Origin of the sequence: Dyella sp. AtDHG13 (assembly GCF_003201105.1) — a bacterium.
Classification (GTDB): domain Bacteria; phylum Pseudomonadota; class Gammaproteobacteria; order Xanthomonadales; family Rhodanobacteraceae; genus Dyella; species Dyella jiangningensis_B.
The window spans coordinates 157,106-175,183 of record NZ_QICJ01000003.1 but is presented as its reverse complement, the minus strand read 5'-3'; the positions used below and the strand labels follow the sequence as shown (position 1 = coordinate 175,183).

The following is an 18,078-nucleotide window of genomic DNA, read 5'->3' as shown; positions in this document are numbered from 1 at the left end:
CCACAGCCGGGCACGATGACCCGGCTGTCGGCCTGGAACCTGCGGATCGGTCAGTCGAGCACCATCACGGCGTCGACCTCGATGGCGGCCAGCTTGGGCAGCGCCGAGACCTCGATGGTCGAGCGTGCCGGGTACGGCGCCTTGAAGTACTCGGACATGATTTCGTTGACGGTGGCGAAGTGGCCGAGATTGGTCACATAGATGCCGATGCGCACGATCTTCTCCAGCGAACCGCCGGCGGCCTCGGCAACCGCCTTGAGATTGACGAACACCTGGCGGGCCTGGAGCGCGATGTCGCCTTCGACCATAGCGCCGGTGGCGGGATCGAGCGGAATCTGGCCCGAGAAATACACGGTATTGCCCGTGCGCACGGCCTGCGAATAAGGGCCAATGGCCGCCGGCGCCTTGTCGGTGGTGATGATGCTGCGGGACATGGAAAAGCCTCGTGGTTGCTCAGACCGACAGTCTAAAACCAGGAGTGAGTGAAGAGGAGCGAGAAGTGAGAGAAAGCCCTCTCGTTTCTCACTCCTCTTGACTCGCTCCTCGCTCAAAGCGGGTAGCGGTAGGCGCCGCTCACGACGCCGGTACGGCGCACGCGGCGGATCACTTCGGCGAGGTGCTTGCGGTTCTTCACTTCCAGCGCGAACAGCAGCGTGGCCGCCGCCGCATCGCGCTCGACGTATTCCACGTTCTCGATGTTCGAGTTCGCGGCGGCGATGGCGGCCGCCACGGTTGCGAGCACGCCCGGACGGTTGATGACCTCGATGCGCAGCTCGGCCCGGTAATCGCCCTGCACGTCGCGATCCCATTCGATCGCCACGCAGCGCTCCGGCGACTTGCGCAGCTCGACCACGTTCGGGCATTCCACGCGGTGCACCACGATGCCCTTGCCCGAGGAGAGGTAACCGATGATCTCGTCACCCGGCAACGGATGACAGCAATTGCTGAAGCTGAGCACACCGCGCTCGGCGCCGGTAATGCGGATCTTCTCCATCGCATGCGGCGACTGCTGCACGTCGGTGGTCTTCTTGCCCCGCGCGGCCACCAGCTGGTTGGCGACGAGATGCGGAACGCGATTGCCCAGTGCGATATCGGAGAGCAGTTCTTCCAGCCGCTTGAGCTTGGAGGTTTCCAGGAAACGATCCAGCACGGCGGGCGGAATGGCGTCGAGGCTGGTGCCCAGCGCGTCGAGCGCGCGGTCCAGCATGCGATGGCCGAAGTCCACGGCGTCCTCGTGCTGCAGGTGCTTGAGGTACTGGCGGATCGCCGTGCGCGCCTTGCCGGTGACCACCGACTCCAGCCACGCCGGGTTCGGCAGCGCCGACGGCGCGGTGATGATTTCCACCAGTTGGCCCGACTCCAGGCGCGTGCGCAGCGGCACCAGCTTCTTGTCCACGCGCGCGGCCACGGCGTGGTCGCCCACGTCGGTGTGCACGGCATAGGCGAAGTCGAGCGCGGTGGCGTTGCGCGGCAGCGCGAGAATGTCGCCGCGCGGCGTGAACAGATAGACCTCGTCCGGGAACAGGTCGATCTTCACGTTCTCGATGAACTCGGACGACGACACCGTGTTCGCCTGGCTGTCCGCCAGCGAAGAGAGCCATTCGCGCGCACGCGCCTGCGCGCTGTTGGCCGGGCCGGAATCGGTCTTGTAGGCCCAGTGCGCGGCCACGCCGCGCTCCGCCACCGAATCCATCTCCGCCGTGCGAATCTGCACCTCGATGGGCGCGCCGAACGGCCCCAGCAGCACGGTGTGCAGCGACTGGTAGCCATTGGCCTTGGGAATGGCGATGAAATCCTTGAAGCGGCGATCCACCGGCTTGTACAGCCCGTGCACCGCGCCCAGCGCCATGTAGCAGCTCATGGCCGAATCGACCACGACGCGGAAGCCGTACACGTCCATCAGCTGCGCGAAGCTCTTGTGCTCGTTGCGCATCTTGGAATAGATGCTCCACGGCGACTTGATGCGCCCCACCACCTTGGCGCCGATGTGATCGGCGGTCAGGCGCGTGGACAGCGCACCCTCGATCTTGCCCATGGCCTCGCGGCGGTTGCCCAGCGCGGCGCGGATGCGCTCGCTGATCACGCGGTAGCGATCGGGATAGAGCGCGCGGAAGCCCAGGTCCTGCAGCTCCGCCTTGAACTTGTTCATGCCCAGGCGCTGGGCGATGGGCGCGTAGATTTCCAGCGTCTCGCGCGCAATGCGGCGGCGGGACGGGGCGTCCTTCGCGCCCAGGGTACGCATGTTGTGCAGGCGGTCGGCCAGCTTGATCAGGATCACGCGCAGGTCGCGCGCCATGGCCAGCAGCATCTTGCGGAAGCTTTCCGCATCCGCTTCCTGGCGGCTGGAGAAGCGCATCTTGTCCAGCTTGGTGACGCCATCGACCAGCTCGGCCACGGTGTCGCCGAACTCGCCGGCGAGCTCGGTGCGGCTTAGCGTGGTGTCTTCCAGGGTGTCGTGCAGGATCGCCGCGATGATGGTCTCGGCGTCCATGCCCAGCTCGGCCAGGATGCCGGCCACGGCCACGGGATGCGTGATGTAGGGCTCACCGCTCTTGCGGGCCTGCCCCTCGTGGGCCACGGCGCCCACTTCGTAGGCGCGGATCACGCGGGCGACCTGCGCTTCGGGCAGGTAGGCGACGCGCTCTTTCAGCGCCAGCACATACGGTGGCAGCGTCGACGTATCCAGAGGGGTGGAGTCCGTGACGGCCGGCATGGATGTTCGGTCCCCGCTCAGGCGACCGCCTCGCTGCGTTTGCGTGGCGCGAGGATGGCGGCGCAAGGCCCGCAGCGCAAAGCGCCGGACAAGCCGGCGCCGGGGCGTTGCTGGCTACAGCCGCCGCCTTCCATCAGTCGTCCCCGCCCTTGGAGAGGTCGTCGTCCACCTCGGCGGCGGCCCACTCCAGCGCCTCGCGCTCGGCGCGCTCGCGCTCGGCCTTGTCGATCTCGTCGATGGTGGCCTGGTCGATGCGGCGATCGGCGATCTCGCGCAGGGCGAGCACCGTCGGCTTGTCATGATCGGGACTGACTGCCGGCTCGGCACCCTTGGCGAGCTGGCGGGCGCGCTTGGTCGCCATCAGCACCAGTTCGAAGCGGTTGTCGACCACCTGCAGGCAGTCTTCCACAGTAATGCGGGCCATCTGAAATCCTTAGAGAATAAAGCGACTTATCACCCGTCAGTGTAGCCAGCGCGGGCTTTGCTGGCAATGCAGCAAATGCTTATGATGCGCGGTTCACGCGACCTGCAGCCTTACCCCATAGACTTATGGGGCCTGTACACAATAAAAAACCAGACAGTACAATATTGTACCCCCCCTACCCTTCGGGACAGTCGCCTCCATGCCGTCCGCCCTCCGCTCACTCGTCATGCGAAGCCTGCCCCTGGTGGCTATCGCGCTGCTCGCCGGCTGCACGATCGCCAAACCGCGTACGGACGACCCGTACGAAAAGATGAACCGCAAGGTCTACGCGTTCAACGACTCGCTGGACAAGGCCGTCATCCGCCCGGTGGCGGTGGGTTACCGCAAGGTGACCAATCCGACCATCCGCCGCTGCGTGAGCGACTTCTTCACCAACATCCACATGCCGATCTCGGTGGCGAACGACCTGCTGCAGGCGCGCCCGAAGGAGGCGCTGCAGGGCAGCGGCCGCTTCATCGTCAACCTGACCCTGGGCATCGGCGGCTTCTTCGACCCGGCGAGCCAGCTCGGCATCCCGCTGAAGGAAACCGATTTCGGCATCACCCTCGCGCGCTGGGGCGTGCCGGATGGCCCGTACCTGGTGGTTCCGTTCTTCGGGCCGACCACGGGACGCGATTTCTGGCGCGTGCCGGTGGATGGCTACTTCTTCGACCCGATCAGCTACTTCGAGCGCAACAACCACTACGAGTACGGCCAGCAGTACCTGCCTGAGCTGATGTACCTGGTGACCATCCGTTCCAGCGCCATCGACGCGGAAAGCTTCCTCAATTCGGCCTACGACCCCTACGCCTTCATCCGCGACGCGTACCGCCAGCAGCGCATCTACCAGATCTACGACGGCAACCCGCCGGAAGACGTGATCGAGCAGATGCAGGGCCTGAAGGACAAGAGCTTCGATCCCGACCAGCTGCTGGAAGAACAGCAGAAATGGGAGAACGGGAAAAAGCCGCAGGCGAGCGACAACCAGCCCGCGCCGGCCGAGCCGAAGAAAGACTGAGCCGCCCGTTCCGGGCAACGAAAAAGGGGCCGAAAGGCCCCTTTTTCATGTCACGCAACCGTGCGGGCGATCAGGCCATCAGCCCCTCGACCTCGCACACGCTGGCGAGCAGGTGCATGCCCTCGGGCATGTTCTGCACGCGCAGCCGGTGGCCGCGTTCCGCCGACTGCGCGAGCACCGCCAGCACGCAGGCGAGGCCGGCGCTGTCGCTGCGGGTGACGCCCGCAAGATCGAGCACCGAGCGCCCGTCGCGCGCCGCCGCCGCGCCGATGACCGCCAGCGCCGCCGCGGCATTGCCGAAGGTCAGCTCGCCGGACACACGCACGCTGCCCGGTGTGGCCTCGTCGACGCGCACGGCGGCCACCGTTGCACTCACGGCTTGGAACCCGGCTGGCCCTTGGTGTCCTGCTCCATTTCCTTCAGCGCCTTGTCGCCCTGGGTCTCCAGGTTGCTGATCAGCTTCTCGATGCCGACCTTGCGGATCTCGGCATCCACCTGGTTGCGGTAGTTGGTGATGTAGGAAATGCCTTCGATGATCACGTCATAGGCCTTCCAGGTGCCGCTCTTGTCCTTACGGAAGGCGTAGTCGACGGCCACGGTCTTGCCGTCGTCCATCACCACCTGGCTGCGCACGATGGTGCGCTTGTCGTTGAGGTCGCCGCTGAACGGCAGCACCTTCACGCGGCCCTTGGTGTAGTCGAGCAGGCCCTCGGCATAGCGGTGGGTGATGGAGTTGTAGAACGCCTTGGCGAAGCGCGAGCGCTGGTCGGGCGTGGCCTCGCGGGCGTGCTGGCCCAGCACCAGGATGGACGCGTAGTCGATGTCGAAGTGCGGCAGGAAGGCGTTGTCGATGACGCCGATCAGCTTCTCGCGGTTGTTCTTCAGTTCCTGCTGGTGGCCTTCGATCGCCTTGGCGAGATCGTCGGATACCGCCTGCACCACCTGCACCGGCGTCTGCTGCGCACCCGCACTCTGTGCGGCGTCCTGCGCGAACACGGGGGCGGCGATCACGCTGCCGAAGGCGATGGCGGTGGCAATGGCCAGACTGCGCAACATGGGGAAACTCCTGGGGAATGGGTCGTTGGTATATCGGTACGCGAGACGCCGGTTCAATGCTTGTCGCCGCCCGGCTTGGCGCCGTCGGCCGGCTTTCCGGCGGACGAGCCGCTCACCAGGAACTTGCCGATCAGATCCTCGATCTGCATGGCCGACTGGGTCAGCACCAGCTCATCGCCGTTCTTGAGCATGTCCGGCGAACCGCCGGGCTGGATGGCAACGTACTGGGTACCGATCAAACCACTGGTGAACACCGCGGCGGCCGAATCGTCGGGAATCTGGTCGTAGCGCTTGTCGATGGCCAGGGTGACCTCGGCATCGAGCTTCACCGGGTCGGCGGTGATCGACTGCACGGTGCCGATAGCCACGCCGGCCATCTTCACCGGGGCGCCCACCGAGAGCGCGCCCACGTTGGTGAAGCGGCCCTTGACCACATAGCTGCCGCCCAGGTTGTCGGCCACGCCGCCGGCACCGAAGAACTTGCCGAGCATTTCCTCCAGCTGCTGGGCCGGGCGGGTGAGCGCCAGGGTGCCGCCGTCGGCAAGGTTCTTCTTGGAGTTGCCGTACTGCAGGCCGACGTATTGGTCGCCCAGCAGGCCGCTGGTGAAGATGGTCGCCACCGAGTTGTCGGGAATCTGGTCGTAGCGCTTGTCGATGGACAGCTTCACGTCGGCCGTCTCCTTGCCCGGATCGAGCACGATCGACTGCACCTGGCCGATGCGCACGCCCGCCACTTTCACCGGCGCGCGCTCCTTGAGCTGGCCGATGTTGGCGAAGTGCGCTTCGACGGTGTAGCTGGGCCCGCGGCTGGTGTTGGCCACCGACGTGGTTTGCGTGGCGAGATAGCCCAGCGCGGCAAAGCCGAGCACGATGAACAGGCCGGTGCCGACGGCATAGGATTGTCTCTGGCTCACGGCACGATCCTCATGGAAAGGTGATTGGATAGGGTCACGGCGGCGCTCCTCGGATCACTCACATCAGGAACGCGGTGAGCACGAAGTCGAGCGCCAGGATGGCGATGGACGAAGCGACCACGGTACGCGTGGTGGCATAGGCCACGCCCTCGCTGGTCGGCGGCGTGGTGTAGCCCTGGAAGACGGCAATCAGCGACACCACCGTGCCGAACACGATGCTCTTCCACAGCACGCCGTTGATCACGTCCTTGACCAGTTCGACGGTGGCGGTCATGTTCGACCAGAAGGTGCCGTTGTCGATGCCCAGCCAGGTCACGCCCACCAGGTGCCCGCCGAAGATGCCCAGCGCGCAGAACACGCAGGTCAGCAGCGGCATGGCGATCACGCCGGCCAGGAAGCGCGGCACGGCGACGTAGGCGATGGGATCCACCGCCATCATCTCCATCGCGGCGATCTGATCGGTGGCGCGCATCAGGCCGATCTCGGCGGTGATGGACGTGCCCGCGCGGCCAGCGAATAGCAGCGCGGTGACCACCGGCCCCAGCTCGCGGTAAATGGCGATGGCCACCACCGTGCCGGTGGCCGAGGTGCCGCCGAAGATCGACAGCACGTCATACAGCTGCAGGCCCAATACCATGCCCACGAACAGGCCGCAGACCATGATGATGATCAGGCTCATCGCGCCGACGAACCACAGCTGGCGCACCGTCTCGCGGTAATGGCGCAGGCTGCGCGGCACCGCCGACAGCATGCGCAGCAGGAACAGGCCGCACTCGCCGATCTGCGACAGCGAACGCGTCACGATGTTTTCAGAACGCACCGCGTTCATGCGCCACTCCCTGGAAAGCCAAGCGCCTTGCCCAGATCGCCCGCCGGATACTGGAACGGCACCGGGCCGTCGGCCTCGCCACCGAAGAACTGGCGCGTCCAAGGCGAGCCGTCGTCGGCGATGGTCTTCGGGTCGCCCTGCGCCACCACCTTGCCGTTGGCGATGAGATAGATGTGGTCGGCCACCTGCTTGATCGCCTCCAGCTCGTGCGCCACCAGCACGCTGGTGATGCCCAGCGTCTGGTTGAGCGTGCGGATCAGCTTGAGCACCTGGTTGAGCGCGATGGGATCGAGGCCGACGAAGGGTTCGTCGTACAGGATCAGCATCGGATCGAACACGATGGCGCGCGCCAGTGCCACGCGGCGCGCCATGCCGCCCGAGAGCTCCGAGGGCATCAGCGCCGCCGCGCCGCGCAGGCCGACGGCCTGCAGCTTGGTCAGCACGATGTTGCGGATCAGCACTTCCGGCAGGTCGGTGTGCTGGCGCAGCGGAAAGGCCACGTTCTCGAACACGTCGAAGTCGGTGAGCAGCGCGGAGTTCTGAAACAGGTAGCCGATGCGCTCGCGCAGCTCGAACAATTTGTCGCGCGGCAGCGTCGGCACATTCTGCCCGTCCACCCAGACCTCGCCCGCATCGCCGCGCATCTGCCCGGTGATGTGCTTGAGCAGGGTCGTCTTGCCGGTGCCGCTGGGGCCCATGATGGCCGTTATCTTGCCGCGCGGGATATCCATGTCCAGCGCGTCGAAGACTTTCTTGCCATTGAGCACCGTGGTCAGGCCACGGACGCGCACCAGGGCGCTGTCGTCGGGCTTGGCGCTAACGGAGTCGGTCATGGGCGGCACAAGGGCTGGGGAAAGTGGGCAAGTTAGCCGAACAGGGGCGTGAAGGCCATGCGCCCATGGTCAGGGGACTCAGGAATGGCCAACAAAACAAGACCTTGCCGATGGTCAACGGTTCCCTGGCGCGCAGGCCCATGGGATCGATCCCGCCTTCCGTGCCCGCGAGCGAACGCTTACGGCAAAAGGCCGGGAATCAGGCCAGCAGCTCCTGGATCAGCGCCTCATGACGCTTCCATTGCAGCGCCGAGCGCTGGCGAACGGCGCGCACGATGGATTGCAGGTCCTGCAGCGCGGTCTCGAACTGGTCGTTGACGATGATGAAGTCGAACTCGTGCGCGTGGGCGATTTCCTCGCGCGAGTTGTGCAGCCGGCGCGCGATCACGTCCGCGCTGTCCGAACCGCGGCCACGCAGGCGGCGCTCCAGCTCCACGCGCGAGGGCGGCAGGATGAACACGCTCACGCAGTCGGGCTTGCTCTTGCGGATCTGGCGCGCGCCCTGCCAGTCGATTTCCAGCAGCACGTCGCGCCCCTCGGCCAGGAGCGTATCAACCGTGGTGCGCGAGGTGCCGTAGAGGTTGCCGTGCACTTCGGCATGCTCGAGGAAGATGCCTTCGGCGATCTCCTGCTCGAACGCCTCGCGCTCCACGAAGAAATAGTGGCGGCCGTACTGCTCGCCAGGACGCGGCGGCCGGGTGGTGTGCGAGATCGACAGCGAGATGGACGGCTCACGCTCCAGCAGCGCGTTGACCAGCGTCGATTTGCCCGCGCCCGACGGCGCGGCCACCACGAACAGGGTACAGGCGGCGCTTTCCGCGGCTGGCGTGGTCGTATTCATTCGATGTTTGCACCCAAACCCAAGGCAACCCCGGAAACAGCGCCTTCCTGCGCCATCTTGACGCCCTGCACCTTCCTCCAGGCACGGCCCGGGCTACGACGGGAAGGGGCGCTGGGCATGGGCAGCGAAAGCTCACGGGAAAGTCCCCAGTATAGCCAGATACCGCCCGGCACCCGACCATCTTCCCCGTCGGGCCAGCGCCTTTCCTTCTGCGTCGCTTCCTAGCGAGCGGGGGCCGCCGCCGCGCTCCCCAGCCACGCGACGTGGGGCAGTACCGGGATATCGAGGCTTTCGCGCAGGTGCGCCAACGCGCGCTCGTGACGCGCGGGGGACGCTGCCGCGGTGGCGTCCTCCAGCACGCGGACGTCCAGGCCGCGCATATGCGCATCCAGCGCCGAGCACATCACGCAGGCGTCGGTCGCGGCGCCGGCGACGGCCAGTTCGCGGGTCTTGAGGTCTTCCAGCAGGGCGGGAAGCTGGGTCTGGTAGAAGGCCGAGTGGCGGGATTTCAGCAGGACGATATCGCTGGGCTGCGGCCGCAGATGCGCGAGGAGCTCCGCCGAGACCTCCTTCCCCTCCCGGGCGGTGAACTCCAGCACGGCCTCCCACGGATCGTGCCATCGCCCGAAGTTGTCGTTGCAATACACCACCGGGATGCGCTGCCGGCGACAGCCCGCCGCAGCCGCTGCAATGCCGGGAGCGGCATCCTTCAAGGCGCGGGCGAGCGCTTCACCGTCTTCGAACTGGAAGTCGCCGAAGAGGTCGACAAGCAGCAGCGCACGATGGTCGGAGCGGTTCATCGGCAGATCATGGCCGGCCGCGCGGCATGCGAGATGTTCGCTCGGCCTTTCACAGCGTGCTGATACAAATTGCGCGGATGGGTCGCGTGCACTGGGATTACCTTAAACCGAAGTCACGGCGTGAGCGTGCGAAAGCACTCGTGAGGCCGCCGCCAGCGAGACGAGAAAGCGGTGTCAACGCCGGGAGCGCTGTGGGCCTGGCTGATACCACGGAGCCATCTGCACGGGAATTCGACCATGGCCATGCTGTGTATCGGAATTTCCGGCTGGCATTACGACACGTGGCGAGGCGTGTTCTATCCGGAGGATCTCCCCGTCGATGGCGAGCTTGGCTACGCCGCGCGCCAGTTCCGCTCCATCGAACTCAATGCGTCCTTCTATCGCTTGCAGCGCCCGGAGGATTACCGCGCCTGGTACCGGAGCACGCCCGCCGGCTTCGTTTTCGCCGTGAAGGCGCCGCGCTTTCTTACCCACGTGAAGCGCCTGAAGGATCTCGCCCAGCCGTTCTCGGTGTTTCTTTGCTCGGGCCCGCTGGAGCTGCGGGAAAAACTGGGGCCGTTCCTGTGGCAGTTGCCGCCGAACTTCCACTTCGAACGCGATCGCATCGAAACCTTCTTCGCCGGCCTGCCGCGCCGGGGCGAGGACGCCTGCGCGCTGGCCCGCCAGCACGCGCGCACGCCCTGCCCAAAAAATTTCGCACGCAAGCGCCTTCGCCATGCGCTCGAAGTTCGCCACCCGAGTTTCCTGGACGAGGACTTTATTCGCCTGGCGCGTGTCTACGGTGTCGCGGTCGTGGTGTCGGATGGCGCGGGGCGTTGGCCGATGCTGCAGGACGTCACCGCGGGTTTCATGTACGTGCGGTTGCATGGCGAGCAGTCCCTCTACAGCAGTCGATACGATGACGCCTCGCTGGCACGCTGGGCGCGCCGCATTCGATCCTGGCTACGGGGCGGCACGTCGGCAAAGCGCGATCTTGTCGTTCGGGACGGTATGCCCGTGCGCCGCTCGCGGGATGTCTATGTGTATTTCGACAACGACGCGCACGTGGACGCGCCTTTCGACGCCCTGCGCCTTGCCGACCGCCTGCGGCGGTCTCTTCCAAGCTAAACCGCTCAACCCTGCTGCGGCTTCAGGACGATCTTGGTCCATCCCTTGTCGCGGGCATCGAAGTGCTTGTACGCATCCGGCGCGTCCTTCAGCGGAAGCTCGTGCGACACGATGAAGGAAGGGTTCGCCCTGCCAGCCTCGATGAGTTTGCACAGTCGGCGGTTGTACGCCTTCACATTGGCCTGGCCGGTGCCCATGCGCTGTCCCTTGCTGAAGAACTGGCCCATATCGAAGGCGATCTTGCCTTCCTTGGCCAGCGCGTCGGAGCCGCCGGGATCCTTGGGCATGAACACGCCGACCACGCCGATGACGCCCGTTGGCCTCACCGCCTTCACCAGGTTGTTCATCGTCAGGTTGGGCACCTCGTGCCCTTTGCAGTTGAAGCACTGGTAGCCCACGCATTCGCAGCCGCGATCCGCGCCGCCGCCCGTCCATTCCACGACCTGGTCCGCGCCCTCGCCTTCGGTATCGTCGATGGCGATGGCGCCGATCTTCTCGGCCAGCGCCAGGCGTTCCTTGATGGAATCGACCACGAAGACCTTGGCCGCGCCCCTGATCATGGCGGAGTACGCAGCCATCAGGCCGACCGGGCCTGAGCCATAGATCACCACCGACTCGCCCGGAAGCACGCCGGCCAGTTCGGTGGCGTGGTAGCCCGTGGGGAAAATATCCGCCAGCATCACGTAATCGCTTTGCTGCTCGCGCGCAGCCTCTGGCAGCACAAGGCAATTGAAATCGGCATAGGGCACGCGCAGCAGTTCCGCCTGGCCGCCACGGTACGGGCCCATTTCCGCGTAGCCATAGGCGCCGCCCGCCTTGCCCGGATTCACGGTAAGGCAGAAGCCGGTCAGGCCTCGCTCGCAGTTCTCGCAGAATCCGCAGGCGACATTGAATGGCAGGCAGACCAGGTCGCCGACCTTCACGTGATCCACGGCGTCGCCCACTTCGATCACCTCGCCCAGCGTTTCGTGCCCGAGCACCTGGCCGGACTCGACGCTGGTGCGGCCGTCGTACATGTGCAGATCAGAGCCGCAGATATTGGTGGTGCTGACGCGCACCAGCGCGTCCGTGGGCTTTTCGATGCGCGCGTCCGGCACGTTCTCGACCTGCACGTCGCGCGGCCCTTTGTAGACCAGAGCTCTCATGTCGCTGTCTCCTGGATGTCTGCGCCCGCTGGGCGCGTGGAAGAGGATCTCGAGACATCACAGGCACGAAAGGTGTCATGCGTCCCGCCATGCATCGCAAACAGCAAAGGGGCGGCCCGGAAGGACCGCCCCCGCCGGTCAGTCGTTCTTGTGGCTCTGCTGACCTGCCTTCACATGCTGCTCGTGGCTGCCGCCGCGCTGGCCGCTCGAGCCACTGCCCGAACTGGCCTGCTTGCCTTCCTGATTCTTGTGGCTCTGCTGGCCAGCCTTGACGTGTTGCTCGTGGGATGCATGGTCTCCGCCACGATTGCCCTGATTGGTATTCGCCATGTCGTCACCTCAAGCGCACCCGATAAGGAAGTTGCAACCGCTGTGCGCGTCGCGATCACGGGCTTAGCTTGACCAATGGCGTGAAGACCTGGCGTCAGGCACTCATGAAACATGTTTGCATGTTTGTGAAAGCGAACGCCGCTTGCCGTTAGCGCGGCATGGTCGAGTTCGCATGAGTGGATGCGTGCTGTCGCCGTTCGGTCATGGCACGGGCGTGATGGAAACCACCGGCGGCGTGGTCGCGGCCGCGATGCGCTTCTTTCGCTTCACCGGCGCACGCGACGCGGGCAGCGCGTAAGCCACCACGTAGTCACCTGATCGCGTGCGCAAGCCGCCATGGCCGCCTGCGGAGATCACGATGTATTGCCGCCCGTCCGCGCCTTCGTAGCTCATGGGCGTGGCCTGACCGCCGGCCGGCAGCCTGGCGCGCCACAGTTCCTTGCCCGTGCTTACGTCGAAGGCACGCAGGTAGTCGTCCGCCGTGGCGCCCATGAACACCAGTCCGCCCGCCGTGATGATGTTGCCGCCGATATTGAAGATGCCGGTGGGCAGCGGCAGGTTGACGTGCAGGCCGAACGGCCCGGTGTCGCGCGTGGTACCGACGTCGTGCTGCCACACGATGCGCCGGGATGTCAGATCCACCGCCGCCATCTGGCCCCACGGCGGCGCCTTGCACGGCACGCCCAGCGGATTGAGCCAGGGTTCCACCTTGGTGGCGTAAGGCGTGCCGTATTGCGGGTTCCACTCGAAATCCTTGGCGTGCGGCGGCGTGCCCTGACCGTTCCACGTGGGGATGTCGCCGCTCTGCTCGGGTTTCTTGCGAGGAAACGACTGCGCGACGAACGGTATGAAGCTGGTGTTGACCACCAGCCAATGGCGCACCGGATCGATCGACCCGCCCTGCCAGTCGACGATGCCGTCGAAGGCGGGATAGACCAGCGTCTTGCGGGTGGTGATGGGCGTGTAGGCGCCTTCGTAATGCATGCTGCGGAACTGGATGCGGCACACCAGCTGATCCAGCAGGGTCGCGCCCCAGGCATCGCGCTCGCGGATGCGTGGCGGCGCGAACGATGGCATGCCTACCGAATACGGTTGCGTCGGCGCCACGTGATCGCCCGGAAGCCCGTCCTGCGGCGCCGGCTTTTCCGTCACCTCGGCAAGCGGATGGCCATCGCGCCGATCCAGCAGGAAGAGTTCGCCTCGCTTGGTGGTCTGCACCAGCGCGGGCACGACATGCCCCGCGCCGTCGGGCAGATCGACCAGGGACGGGCCGATGGGTACGTCCATGTCCCACAGATCGTGATGCAGCGTCTGGAAGTGCCAGCGTGGCGCGCCGCTTTCGATGTCCAGCGCAACGACGCTGCTGGAATATTTTTCGTCGAACGGCCGCCGGTTCGCCCCGTAGTAGTCGGGTACCGCGTTCCCGGTGGGCAGGTAGACTAGCCCGAGCGCTTCGTCCGCCGTGTACACGCCCCACGCGTTCGGCGTACCGCGCGTCAGCACATCGCCTGCGTCCGGATGCGCGACCTCTCCCGGCTTTCCCACGTCCCATGCCCACACCAGCGCCCCAGTGATGGGATCGAACGCGCGCACCGCACCGGAGGGTTCGTTTTCCGCCTGCCCGTCATAAATCCATCCGCCCAGGATCACGCGGTCCTTGATCACCAGCGGCGGCGAACTGACGAAATGAAACCCCTTGCCCATCGGCGCGAGGTACCGCGTCAACGAGACGAAACCATGCTCGCCGAATCCCTCGCAGGGCTTGCCGGTGCGGGCATCCAGCGCAACGAGGCGCGCATCCGCAATCGGGGCGATGATGCGCTCGGGACAGTCGGTGCCTGCCGGCGCGCGGTAGTACGAAACGCCCCGGCAATTGACGTACGCGTTCTCGCTGGTGTCGGCGTGCGGGTCGAAGGTCCAGCGCGCCTTGCCGGTCACCGGGTCCAGCGCAATCACATGGCTATGCGGCGTGCACAGGTAAAGGCTGTCGCCAATCTTGATCGGCGTCGCCTCGAAATTGAATTCGTGATGGTTCTTCTTGTCGGTCGGATACGGCAGGTCGCCCGTTCGATACGTCCACGCCGGTTCGAGTTCGGACACGTTGGCCGTGGTGATCTGATCGAGCGGCGTGAACCGGTCGCCGCGTGGCGTGCGGCCGTAAAAAGGCCAGTCCGCGTCGGGCACATCGCTGTCGGCACCGTTGCGTACCTCGTCGCCGTCGCTCTGCGGCGCATGGACTGCTCCAACGCTCGCGGCCAATCCGCCAAGGAGCACGCAGAACGCAACGCATACGATGGCCGTGGCGGCCTGGCGTGATGCATGCGGCGCGGCGCCGACCAGCTTGCGCTGCACCGGCGGCAACCATAGCCAGATCAACAGCAGCGTCGGCACGAGCAGCCGGGGTTCCAGGTACCAGAAGTTGAGCCCGCTCTCGAACAGCGACCAGACCACCGTACCCAACCAGACGACGCCATAGAGCCATGCGCCCGCCCGCCGCCGCGCCCACAGCAGCCAAGTGCTCAGCACCGTGACGGCTCCAGACACCGCGTAATAGGGTGATCCCCCGAGGACAAGCAGCCAGATGCCGCCGACCAGCAGCCAGGCGCCGATCACGGCGAACACGAGCGCGGTGATCCAAGGTCGCGCAGACGGCGGGGAAGCCGATGTAGCCATGGCGTAAGCTCCCGTGCTGATGTGCGAAGGGAACGCTAACGCTTGCCCATGTCGCGATCCGCATCACGCGCGGTGCGCTCTTCGCCTTCGTTGATTTTCCTGTCGCGCTCCCGCTGCTGTTCGGCATCCTTGTCGGCGACCTCGTTCTGGTTGCGGTCGCCGGACTCGTGTTTGGCTGGTCGGTGTTGCTCGTTCATGGTTGCTCCCGCGGGTCTTCGCGTCAAAGGCGCGTTGGAGTCTTGTCCATCCCTGTACGTGTCGTCGTGAGGCAGGCATGAAGAGCGGCGCCACATTCGTCATGGCCGCGCAAGAAATTCGGAAAGCGGCGAGAAAGAGGCCGTGGCTTCGAGCCATGTTCGCGCACCGTCACGGAGAAGCGCTGCAGCAACGCGAGCAGAACATCACGGCCTGCACGCCAAGCAAACACTTCGCAGTCCGTGAACTCACTGCGACGCAACCAAGCTTTCCACGGGAATCCAACCCTCTTCCGGAGAACCCCATGGCATCCATCAAGACGATTGAAGAACTGTTCGTGCACGAGCTGTCGGACATCTACAGCGCCGAAAAGCAGCTGACACGCGCGCTGCCCCGCCTGTCGCGCGCCGCATCGGCGGAGGAGCTATCCGGCGCATTCCAGAGCCACGCCGAAGAAACGCAAGGCCAGGTGGAGCGCATCGATCAGGTGGTCGAGGCGCTGCAGATCCGACTCAAGCGCATGAAATGCGCGGCGATGGAGGGTCTGGTCGAGGAAGGCCGCGACGTCATCGACAGCATCGCCGAAGGTCCGCTGCGCGATGCCGCCCTCATCGCCGGCGCGCAGAAAGTGGAGCACTACGAGATCGCGGCCTATGGCACCTTGCTGGCCCTGGCCAAGCAGCTGGGCTACGACGACGCCATCCCGCTGCTCAAGGAAACGCTGGAGGAAGAAAAGGCCACCGACAAGAAGCTCACGCAACTCGCCCTGCAAGGCGGCAAGAATGAGGAAGCCGCCCAAGCGACGGCAAAGGCCTGAGGAAACCCCGCGCGGTTCCCGCGCCTCGGCTACTCAGGCCGGAGCGCGGACATCCTCGGGCGTCATTCGATGTTCTGCACCTGCTCGCGCATCTGTTCGATCAGCACCTTCAGCTCGACGGCGGCATTGGTGCTGCGCACGTCCACGGCCTTGGAACCGAGCGTGTTCGCTTCGCGGTTGAATTCCTGCATGAGGAAATCCAGGCGGCGGCCGACCGGCTCCTTCGTGCCCAGCACGCGGCGCGTTTCGGCAATGTGCGTGGTCAGGCGATCCAGTTCCTCGTCGACATCGCTGCGGGTGATCTGCAGCACCAGTTCCTGCTCCAGCCGGCCCGGGTCGGCGGGCTGCTTGAGGTCGGCCAGGCGCGATTCCAGGCGGGCGCGCAGGCCCTCGCGGATCTGCGGCATGAAGCTGCGCACGTCGGCCACGATGCGCTCGATGGCGTCGAGCCGCTCCTTGAGCAGGGCCGCCAGCTTGGCGCCTTCGCGTTCGCGGGTGGCGGTGAGCGCGTCGAGCGCGCGGTCGAGCACGTCGAGCAAGGCGGCCTGCAGCACGTCGGGATCCACGTCCGACTGCTGCAGCACGCCCGGGAAGCGCAGCAGCTCGGTGAACTCGATGTTCATGCGGGGGAAGCGCGCTTCCAGGTCCAGCGCCAGCTCGGAAAGCCGCGCCAGCGCCGTGGCGTTGACCTGCAGCGACTCGGCGCGGGCTTCGCCGCGCAGGCGCACGGTGACGTCCACCTTGCCGCGCGACAGCCTGGCCGCGATGCGCTCGCGCAGGGCAGGCTCGAACACGCGCAGTTCGTCGGGCAGGCGCGGGCTCAGTTCCAGGTAGCGGTGATTGACCGTGCGCAGCTCGCAGCTGAGCGTGCCGGCGGGGCCAGTCGTCTCGGCGGAGGCATAAGCCGTCATGCTGCGGGTCATCGGGAGCCTGCGGGTGTCGGAAAGGGCGCAATGGTAAACTTTCCCGCCCTGCCTTGCCCAATGGCCGCATTCCATGAGTTCTCCCAGCCGCCCCAGTGGCCGCGCCAGCGACCAGCTGCGCACCGTCACCATCGAACGCCACTACACCCGCCACGCGGAAGGCTCGGTGCTCGTCAGTTTTGGCGACACCCGCGTGCTGTGCACCGCCAGCATCGAGGACCGCGTGCCGCCGTGGCTGCGCGGCAAGGGTGAGGGCTGGGTCACGGCCGAGTACGGCATGCTGCCCCGCGCCACCAGCACCCGCACGCAGCGCGAAGCCGCGCGCGGCGGCCAGGGCGGCCGCACCATGGAAATCCAGCGCCTGATCGGCCGCAGCCTGCGCGCCTGCGTGGATCGCCAGGCCCTGGGCGAGCGCGTGATCACGCTGGACTGCGACGTCATCCAGGCCGACGGCGGCACGCGCACCGCCGCCATCACGGGCGCCTACGTGGCCCTGGTGGATGCCGTGAGCACCCTGATGAAGCGCGAGAACCTGCGTCGCAACCCGATCATGGGCGCCGTCGCGGCGGTGTCGGTGGGCATCTACCAGGGCGTGCCGGTGCTGGACCTGGACTACGCGGAAGACGCCAACTGCGACACTGACATGAACGTCGTGATGAACGACGGCGGCGGCTTCATCGAGGTACAGGGCACCGCCGAAGGGCACGCCTTCCGCCGCGACGAGATGGATGCCCTGCTGGGCCTGGCCGAGAAAGGCATCGCCGAACTGGTCGCCGCGCAGCGCGTGGCGCTGGAACTCTCCTGATCCCACGGAAACACGCATGTCGCGCATCGTCCTCGCCAGCAGCAACCCCGGCAAGCTGAAGGAGTTCAACGCCCTGCTGGCCGACAGCGGGCTGCACGTCGAGCCCCAGTCCGCCTTCAACGTGCCGGACGCCGACGAAACCGGCCTCACCTTCGTGGAAAACGCCCTGCTCAAGGCCCGCCACGCGTCGCGCCTCAGCGGGCTGCCCGCGCTGGCCGACGACTCGGGCCTGTGCGTGGAACACCTGCGCGACGCGCCGGGTCTGTATTCGGCGCGCTACAGCGGCCACCACGGCGACAACGCCGCGAACAACGCCAAGCTGCTGCGCGAACTCGACGGCGTGCCGACGGAGCAGCGCGGCGCGTTCTTCATCTGCGTGCTGGTGTTGCTGCAGCACGCAGACGATCCGGCGCCGCTGATCGCCGAAGGACGCTGGCACGGCCGCGTATTGCCCGAGCAACGCGGCGAACACGGCTTCGGCTACGACCCGCTGTTCCTGCCCGATGGCGAAACGGTGAGCGCGGCCGAACTCCCTCCGGGCCTCAAGAACCGCATCAGCCATCGCGGCCGTGCGCTGGCCCTGCTGCGCAGCCAGCTCGCCGAACAGCACCGCTAA

The 18,078-nt window shown here is 66.1% G+C and carries 20 protein-coding genes; 5 read left to right on the top strand and 15 right to left on the bottom strand.

The annotated features are described in order from the left end of the window. Window positions 1-50 precede the first annotated feature (50 nt). From BDW41_RS06815 to rpoZ, 3 genes are all read right to left on the bottom strand, one after another. Entirely contained in the window at window positions 51-434 is a 384-nt protein-coding gene (locus BDW41_RS06815; protein ID WP_074546193.1) for a RidA family protein, read from the bottom strand. A 113-nt stretch (window positions 435-547) separates the two neighbouring features. Beyond that, window positions 548-2,713: a bifunctional (p)ppGpp synthetase/guanosine-3',5'-bis(diphosphate) 3'-pyrophosphohydrolase gene (locus tag BDW41_RS06810; protein WP_074546195.1), complete on the bottom strand. Its 2,166-nt coding sequence runs from the start codon at window positions 2,711-2,713 to the stop codon at window positions 548-550. Between the two features lie 133 nt (window positions 2,714-2,846). Beyond that, on the bottom strand, window positions 2,847-3,137 hold the full coding sequence (rpoZ, locus tag BDW41_RS06805; protein ID WP_074546197.1) for a DNA-directed RNA polymerase subunit omega: 291 nt from the start codon (window positions 3,135-3,137) through the stop codon (window positions 2,847-2,849). Window positions 3,138-3,336: 199 nt separating this feature from the next. On the opposite strand from rpoZ, the gene BDW41_RS06800 reads away from it, so the two are divergent. Further along, window positions 3,337-4,194 carry a VacJ family lipoprotein gene (locus tag BDW41_RS06800; protein ID WP_074546199.1) on the top strand — a complete coding sequence of 286 codons (858 nt, stop codon included), beginning with the start codon at window positions 3,337-3,339 and terminating at the stop codon, window positions 4,192-4,194. Between the two features lie 70 nt (window positions 4,195-4,264). Here BDW41_RS06800 and BDW41_RS06795 read toward each other — a convergent pair whose 3' ends face one another. The 7 genes from BDW41_RS06795 to BDW41_RS06765 all read right to left on the bottom strand — a co-directional run bounded on the left by BDW41_RS06795 (window position 4,265) and on the right by BDW41_RS06765 (window position 9,467). Then, entirely contained in the window at window positions 4,265-4,570 is a 306-nt protein-coding gene (locus BDW41_RS06795) for an STAS domain-containing protein (protein ID WP_083337463.1), read from the bottom strand. Continuing rightward, window positions 4,567-5,250 carry an ABC transporter substrate-binding protein gene (locus BDW41_RS06790; RefSeq protein WP_074546200.1) on the bottom strand — a complete coding sequence of 228 codons (684 nt, stop codon included), beginning with the start codon at window positions 5,248-5,250 and terminating at the stop codon, window positions 4,567-4,569. Before BDW41_RS06790 ends, BDW41_RS06795 begins: the two co-directional genes overlap by 4 nt. A gap of 53 nt (window positions 5,251-5,303) precedes the next feature. Then, window positions 5,304-6,164 (bottom strand): outer membrane lipid asymmetry maintenance protein MlaD, encoded by an 861-nt coding sequence (gene mlaD / locus BDW41_RS06785; protein ID WP_074546202.1) that lies wholly within the window; start codon window positions 6,162-6,164, stop codon window positions 5,304-5,306. Window positions 6,165-6,222: 58 nt separating this feature from the next. Continuing rightward, entirely contained in the window at window positions 6,223-6,993 is a 771-nt protein-coding gene (mlaE, locus tag BDW41_RS06780; RefSeq protein WP_074546204.1) for a lipid asymmetry maintenance ABC transporter permease subunit MlaE, read from the bottom strand. Then, window positions 6,990-7,826, bottom strand: a complete 837-nt coding sequence (locus tag BDW41_RS06775; protein WP_074546206.1) for an ABC transporter ATP-binding protein — start codon at window positions 7,824-7,826, stop codon at window positions 6,990-6,992. Before BDW41_RS06775 ends, mlaE begins: the two co-directional genes overlap by 4 nt. A gap of 199 nt (window positions 7,827-8,025) precedes the next feature. Next, a complete protein-coding gene (gene gmk / locus BDW41_RS06770) occupies window positions 8,026-8,667 on the bottom strand; it encodes a guanylate kinase (protein ID WP_074546208.1) in 642 nt (213 codons plus the stop codon). A 221-nt stretch (window positions 8,668-8,888) separates the two neighbouring features. Further along, window positions 8,889-9,467 (bottom strand): isochorismatase family cysteine hydrolase, encoded by a 579-nt coding sequence (locus BDW41_RS06765; RefSeq protein ID WP_074546209.1) that lies wholly within the window; start codon window positions 9,465-9,467, stop codon window positions 8,889-8,891. A 237-nt stretch (window positions 9,468-9,704) separates the two neighbouring features. On the opposite strand from BDW41_RS06765, the gene BDW41_RS06760 reads away from it, so the two are divergent. Next, a complete protein-coding gene (locus tag BDW41_RS06760) occupies window positions 9,705-10,574 on the top strand; it encodes a DUF72 domain-containing protein (RefSeq protein WP_074546211.1) in 870 nt (289 codons plus the stop codon). 5 nt (window positions 10,575-10,579) lie between these two features. On the opposite strand, the gene BDW41_RS06755 is transcribed toward BDW41_RS06760, so the two are convergent. From BDW41_RS06755 to BDW41_RS23355, 4 genes are all read right to left on the bottom strand, one after another. Continuing rightward, complete coding sequence (locus BDW41_RS06755) at window positions 10,580-11,719, bottom strand: glutathione-independent formaldehyde dehydrogenase (RefSeq protein WP_074546213.1); 1,140 nt, start codon at window positions 11,717-11,719, stop codon at window positions 10,580-10,582. Window positions 11,720-11,857: 138 nt separating this feature from the next. Next, window positions 11,858-12,049 carry a hypothetical protein gene (locus BDW41_RS06750; RefSeq protein ID WP_074546215.1) on the bottom strand — a complete coding sequence of 64 codons (192 nt, stop codon included), beginning with the start codon at window positions 12,047-12,049 and terminating at the stop codon, window positions 11,858-11,860. Window positions 12,050-12,250: 201 nt separating this feature from the next. Then, window positions 12,251-14,722: a membrane-bound PQQ-dependent dehydrogenase, glucose/quinate/shikimate family gene (locus tag BDW41_RS06745; RefSeq protein WP_074546217.1), complete on the bottom strand. Its 2,472-nt coding sequence runs from the start codon at window positions 14,720-14,722 to the stop codon at window positions 12,251-12,253. A 35-nt stretch (window positions 14,723-14,757) separates the two neighbouring features. Further along, window positions 14,758-14,919, bottom strand: coding sequence for a hypothetical protein (locus tag BDW41_RS23355; RefSeq protein WP_158536984.1), 162 nt, complete (start codon window positions 14,917-14,919; stop codon window positions 14,758-14,760). 302 nt (window positions 14,920-15,221) lie between these two features. Between BDW41_RS23355 and BDW41_RS06740 the strand changes: the two genes are divergently transcribed. Further along, a complete protein-coding gene (locus tag BDW41_RS06740; RefSeq protein ID WP_074546220.1) occupies window positions 15,222-15,734 on the top strand; it encodes a ferritin-like domain-containing protein in 513 nt (170 codons plus the stop codon). A gap of 62 nt (window positions 15,735-15,796) precedes the next feature. On the opposite strand, the gene BDW41_RS06735 is transcribed toward BDW41_RS06740, so the two are convergent. After that, the gene (locus tag BDW41_RS06735) at window positions 15,797-16,657 is read right to left on the bottom strand and encodes a YicC/YloC family endoribonuclease (RefSeq protein ID WP_074546222.1); all 861 of its coding nucleotides are present in this window, start codon (window positions 16,655-16,657) and stop codon (window positions 15,797-15,799) included. Between the two features lie 73 nt (window positions 16,658-16,730). Here BDW41_RS06735 and rph point away from each other — a divergent pair, with 73 nt between their 5' ends. Together rph and rdgB are read left to right on the top strand one after the other, a co-directional pair. Further along, on the top strand, window positions 16,731-17,462 hold the full coding sequence (gene rph / locus BDW41_RS06730; RefSeq protein ID WP_074546223.1) for a ribonuclease PH: 732 nt from the start codon (window positions 16,731-16,733) through the stop codon (window positions 17,460-17,462). A 16-nt stretch (window positions 17,463-17,478) separates the two neighbouring features. Beyond that, window positions 17,479-18,078, top strand: coding sequence for an RdgB/HAM1 family non-canonical purine NTP pyrophosphatase (rdgB, locus tag BDW41_RS06725; protein ID WP_074546225.1), 600 nt, complete (start codon window positions 17,479-17,481; stop codon window positions 18,076-18,078).

What these genes read in the sequence shown, in the direction of transcription:
- BDW41_RS06815 (WP_074546193.1), bottom strand. Translation starts at nt 434, where the DNA reads ATGTCCCGCAGCATCATCACCACCGACAAGGCGCCGGCGGCCATTGGC.
- BDW41_RS06810 (WP_074546195.1), bottom strand. Translation starts at nt 2,713, where the DNA reads ATGCCGGCCGTCACGGACTCCACCCCTCTGGATACGTCGACGCTGCCA.
- rpoZ (WP_074546197.1), bottom strand. Translation starts at nt 3,137, where the DNA reads ATGGCCCGCATTACTGTGGAAGACTGCCTGCAGGTGGTCGACAACCGC.
- BDW41_RS06800 (WP_074546199.1), top strand. Translation starts at nt 3,337, where the DNA reads ATGCCGTCCGCCCTCCGCTCACTCGTCATGCGAAGCCTGCCCCTGGTG.
- BDW41_RS06790 (WP_074546200.1), bottom strand. Translation starts at nt 5,250, where the DNA reads ATGTTGCGCAGTCTGGCCATTGCCACCGCCATCGCCTTCGGCAGCGTG.
- mlaE (WP_074546204.1), bottom strand. Translation starts at nt 6,993, where the DNA reads ATGAACGCGGTGCGTTCTGAAAACATCGTGACGCGTTCGCTGTCGCAG.
- BDW41_RS06775 (WP_074546206.1), bottom strand. Translation starts at nt 7,826, where the DNA reads ATGACCGACTCCGTTAGCGCCAAGCCCGACGACAGCGCCCTGGTGCGC.
- gmk (WP_074546208.1), bottom strand. Translation starts at nt 8,667, where the DNA reads ATGAATACGACCACGCCAGCCGCGGAAAGCGCCGCCTGTACCCTGTTC.
- BDW41_RS06765 (WP_074546209.1), bottom strand. Translation starts at nt 9,467, where the DNA reads ATGAACCGCTCCGACCATCGTGCGCTGCTGCTTGTCGACCTCTTCGGC.
- BDW41_RS06760 (WP_074546211.1), top strand. Translation starts at nt 9,705, where the DNA reads ATGGCCATGCTGTGTATCGGAATTTCCGGCTGGCATTACGACACGTGG.
- BDW41_RS06755 (WP_074546213.1), bottom strand. Translation starts at nt 11,719, where the DNA reads ATGAGAGCTCTGGTCTACAAAGGGCCGCGCGACGTGCAGGTCGAGAAC.
- BDW41_RS06750 (WP_074546215.1), bottom strand. Translation starts at nt 12,049, where the DNA reads ATGGCGAATACCAATCAGGGCAATCGTGGCGGAGACCATGCATCCCAC.
- BDW41_RS06745 (WP_074546217.1), bottom strand. Translation starts at nt 14,722, where the DNA reads ATGGCTACATCGGCTTCCCCGCCGTCTGCGCGACCTTGGATCACCGCG.
- BDW41_RS23355 (WP_158536984.1), bottom strand. Translation starts at nt 14,919, where the DNA reads ATGAACGAGCAACACCGACCAGCCAAACACGAGTCCGGCGACCGCAAC.
- BDW41_RS06740 (WP_074546220.1), top strand. Translation starts at nt 15,222, where the DNA reads ATGGCATCCATCAAGACGATTGAAGAACTGTTCGTGCACGAGCTGTCG.
- BDW41_RS06735 (WP_074546222.1), bottom strand. Translation starts at nt 16,657, where the DNA reads ATGACCCGCAGCATGACGGCTTATGCCTCCGCCGAGACGACTGGCCCC.
- rph (WP_074546223.1), top strand. Translation starts at nt 16,731, where the DNA reads ATGAGTTCTCCCAGCCGCCCCAGTGGCCGCGCCAGCGACCAGCTGCGC.
- rdgB (WP_074546225.1), top strand. Translation starts at nt 17,479, where the DNA reads ATGTCGCGCATCGTCCTCGCCAGCAGCAACCCCGGCAAGCTGAAGGAG.